A 3,043-nucleotide genomic window follows, 5' to 3' on the forward strand; every position below is an offset into this window, starting at 1 on the left:
TTCAAAATAGCGTTTGTCTTCAGTCTGAGACAACTAACTCGTTGTTTGAATTTTTTGTGAAGAAATGATGACGATTTGTAGACTTCAATTTTGCACAATCCAATCAGCCTTGATATGATAAGGTCATCAAGAATAGATGGGGAATCTTTTCAGGGACAACTTAATTGGGGGAATCAAATCCATGTTTAAGCGATTCGTGATAATTGCGATGGTTGGGGTATTTGGGTTGGCTGGGTTTGTCGGTAGCGAAAAACCAGCGGCAGCGTCTCAGGTGACGTTTACATCCGAAATGCATGGCAGTAAGAATTTAACGAATCATGGGATGATTAAGTATTACGTGAAGGCCGATGCCAAGAAATATCAGGGTGATATTCAGGCGGCCGCAAACAAATGGAATCGTGCCCTGGGACGACGGCTTTTTCGCCCAACGTCGTCATTAACCCAGTCACGTCTGGCGTTTACCGGAACCACTCAATTGGCCGCCGGCTATGCAGGCATGGCTGAAGTTAACAGTGAGGTGATCGCATTGAATGATCGGTGGATGCAGCGATATTCTCATCAAAAGCGCCAAGCGGTGGTGATTCACGAGATGGGCCATACAATGGGGACTTCTGATCTGTATGATTACTCGGACCCGATTTTACGGCGCCAATTTAAGCGGCTGACTATCATGGGCGGTAATTATCACACGACAATGACTCACTTTGATGTCAGCCTGGCAAAGTGGAGTCTCAAGAAAACGCATGTGATGAGTAACGCGACTTTTCAAGGGTATCGCGCTAACCAGGGGTTGTTTTATCAGCAGATGATTCACGGAAAACTTTAGCTGGGAATCGATTGACAAGCTTAGTTGCAACCCTTAATATTAAGATATTGTATGTTAAAGCAAGGACATAACTTTAGTAGCTGATTGAATCGAGAATTCAGAAACTTGGCGGGCGATGTGAGCCAAGCGGTTCATTGGTGAAATTACGGTTATCGAGCTTTCTATGAATAAATAGACGAGTCATTTCGTTACCAATGAATGAGCAGATCGCTTTATAGCGGTAACTTGGGTGGTAACGCGGAAAATTCGTCCCTGACAATGATTCATTGTCGGGGACTTTTTATATTTAGGAGGAAATTTGATGAATATTTTAGACGATTTAAAATGGCGCGGTGCGATTAACCAGGAGACGGACCATGACGGCCTGGCTGAATTGGTCAACAAAAAGTCAGTTGGCCTTTATGTCGGCATCGATCCGACCGGTGACAGCATGCACATTGGCCATTTAATTCCGTTCATGATCTTAAAACGGTTCCAGTTGGCTGGCCATCATCCTGTAATTGTCATTGGCGGGGGGACCGGTTCGATTGGTGATCCATCTGGCAAGAAATCCGAGCGGGTGCTGCAGACGATGGATCAAGTTCGCCATAACCAAGAAGCGCTTACTCACCAAATGGAAAAGTTGTTTGGTCAGGATGGGTCGTTTGAAATCGTTAATAATTACGACTGGCTTTCCAAGCTATCTTTACTGGATTTTTTGCGCGATTACGGTAAGCTATTTAACATCAATACGATGATTCGAAAGGAAATTGTTGCCAGCCGATTGGAGGCCGGAATTTCGTTTACTGAATTCACCTATCAAATTCTGCAGGGAATTGATTTTCTTCACTTGTTCCGACATAATGATGTGCAGGTTCAATTGGGAGGTGCCGACCAGTGGGGCAACATTACCTCTGGAATTGATTTGATTCATAAAATCGAAGGTTCGGACGCTCAGGCGTTTGGGATGACGATTCCGCTATTGCTGAAGGCTGATGGGACAAAGTTTGGTAAGAGTGAGGGCGGTAATGTTTGGCTTGATCCGGAAAAGACGACCCCTTACGAGTTCTACCAATTTTGGATCAACCAGGATGACCAAGACGTTGTGAAGTATCTCAAGTACTTTACCTTCTTGAGCCGCGATGAAATTGATGGCTTGGCCAAAAAGGTTGAGCAGCACCCTGAAAAACGGGAAGCTCAACGCCGATTAGCGGAGGAAGTCACAAAGTTTGTTCACGGCCAAAAGGCGGTTGACCAGGCTGAGCGAATTACGAAGGCGCTGTTTTCTGGAAATGTCGCTGATCTCTCAACTGAAGAAATTGAACAGGGCTTCAAGAATATGCCGACGGTTGAAGTGGATGCAGCGCCGCTAAACATTGTTCAGTGGTTGGTTGATGCGACTAAGATTGAACCGTCACGGCGTCAGGCCCGTGAAGACATTACCAATGGTGCCATTCGGGTGAATGGTGAAAAGATTCAGGATACTAATTACGAAATTGATCCTTCGAAAAAATTTGATGGCAAGTTTGTGATCATTCGGCGGGGCAAGAAGCGTTACTTCCTTGCGCGTGTCAAATAATGATAATGTGATTGCCGTTCTAAGGTGGTTTAACCAGGATATTTCCGGGTTGACCATCTTTTTTTTGCCGGCCGATTCATTTGAGCCGGCAGGCGTGAAGTGAATGATTTCTCAGAAAGTCAGGCGTTCCAAGAGGTTAGCCCCCAACTTTTTTTCGTTGCCAGCAGCTGATCCGGCTAAGGAAATCCTAGATTGTTATTTAAACGCCTGTTTATATAGAGCTCGAGTTCATTCAGATCTGGTCGGGAGGTTCGTTCTTTCAGAAACGTGATCCGAAACAATGGCAGTTATCAACGTTGCTGGCGGTTACGCCAATCAAAATCAAGAAGTTGGCGATAATTTCGTTTATTTTGCAATGAATCTTTTACCAAGTATGAAAATTAGAATTGCCGATGTGAGCTTTAGCCAATAAAATTTGTAGCAGGAGAGCAGACTCGGGTTTATTTCGATCAGCCGAGATTTTTAACCCATCATTATCACAACCCACCAGTGAAAACGGGCTGTTGTTAGCGATACGAATCCCTTTAATTTCAGGAATTTGCTGCTTCGATGGCTAACGGCAGTCTTAAAAAATGACACAATTAATGGGCGTGAAATAAACGAGTTGAAATTTCTACTTGACCGGGCATCGATATCTTGGTAAACTAGTTTTCGTTGCG

General features: G+C 44.5%; 4 protein-coding genes. 3 read left to right on the top strand and 1 reads right to left on the bottom strand.

From position 1 onward, the window contains the following. Positions 1-181 precede the first annotated feature (181 nt). From FD47_RS14015 to FD47_RS16130, 3 genes are all read left to right on the top strand, one after another. The gene (locus tag FD47_RS14015; protein WP_054736685.1) at positions 182-826 is read left to right on the top strand and encodes a zinc metalloprotease; all 645 of its coding nucleotides are present in this window, start codon (positions 182-184) and stop codon (positions 824-826) included. Positions 827-1,127: 301 nt separating this feature from the next. Further along, positions 1,128-2,384 carry a tyrosine--tRNA ligase gene (tyrS, locus tag FD47_RS14020; protein ID WP_054736687.1) on the top strand — a complete coding sequence of 419 codons (1,257 nt, stop codon included), beginning with the start codon at positions 1,128-1,130 and terminating at the stop codon, positions 2,382-2,384. A gap of 280 nt (positions 2,385-2,664) precedes the next feature. After that, positions 2,665-2,796 carry a hypothetical protein gene (locus tag FD47_RS16130; protein ID WP_263849952.1) on the top strand — a complete coding sequence of 44 codons (132 nt, stop codon included), beginning with the start codon at positions 2,665-2,667 and terminating at the stop codon, positions 2,794-2,796. 50 nt (positions 2,797-2,846) lie between these two features. Here FD47_RS16130 and FD47_RS15950 read toward each other — a convergent pair. Continuing rightward, positions 2,847-3,043, bottom strand: a 197-nt coding sequence (locus FD47_RS15950) for a hypothetical protein (RefSeq protein ID WP_235806111.1), incomplete at its 5' end; no start/stop codon positions are given.

Origin of the sequence: Lentilactobacillus parafarraginis DSM 18390 = JCM 14109 (genome assembly GCF_001435895.1) — a bacterium.
GTDB classification, from domain to species: Bacteria; Bacillota; Bacilli; order Lactobacillales; family Lactobacillaceae; genus Lentilactobacillus; species Lentilactobacillus parafarraginis.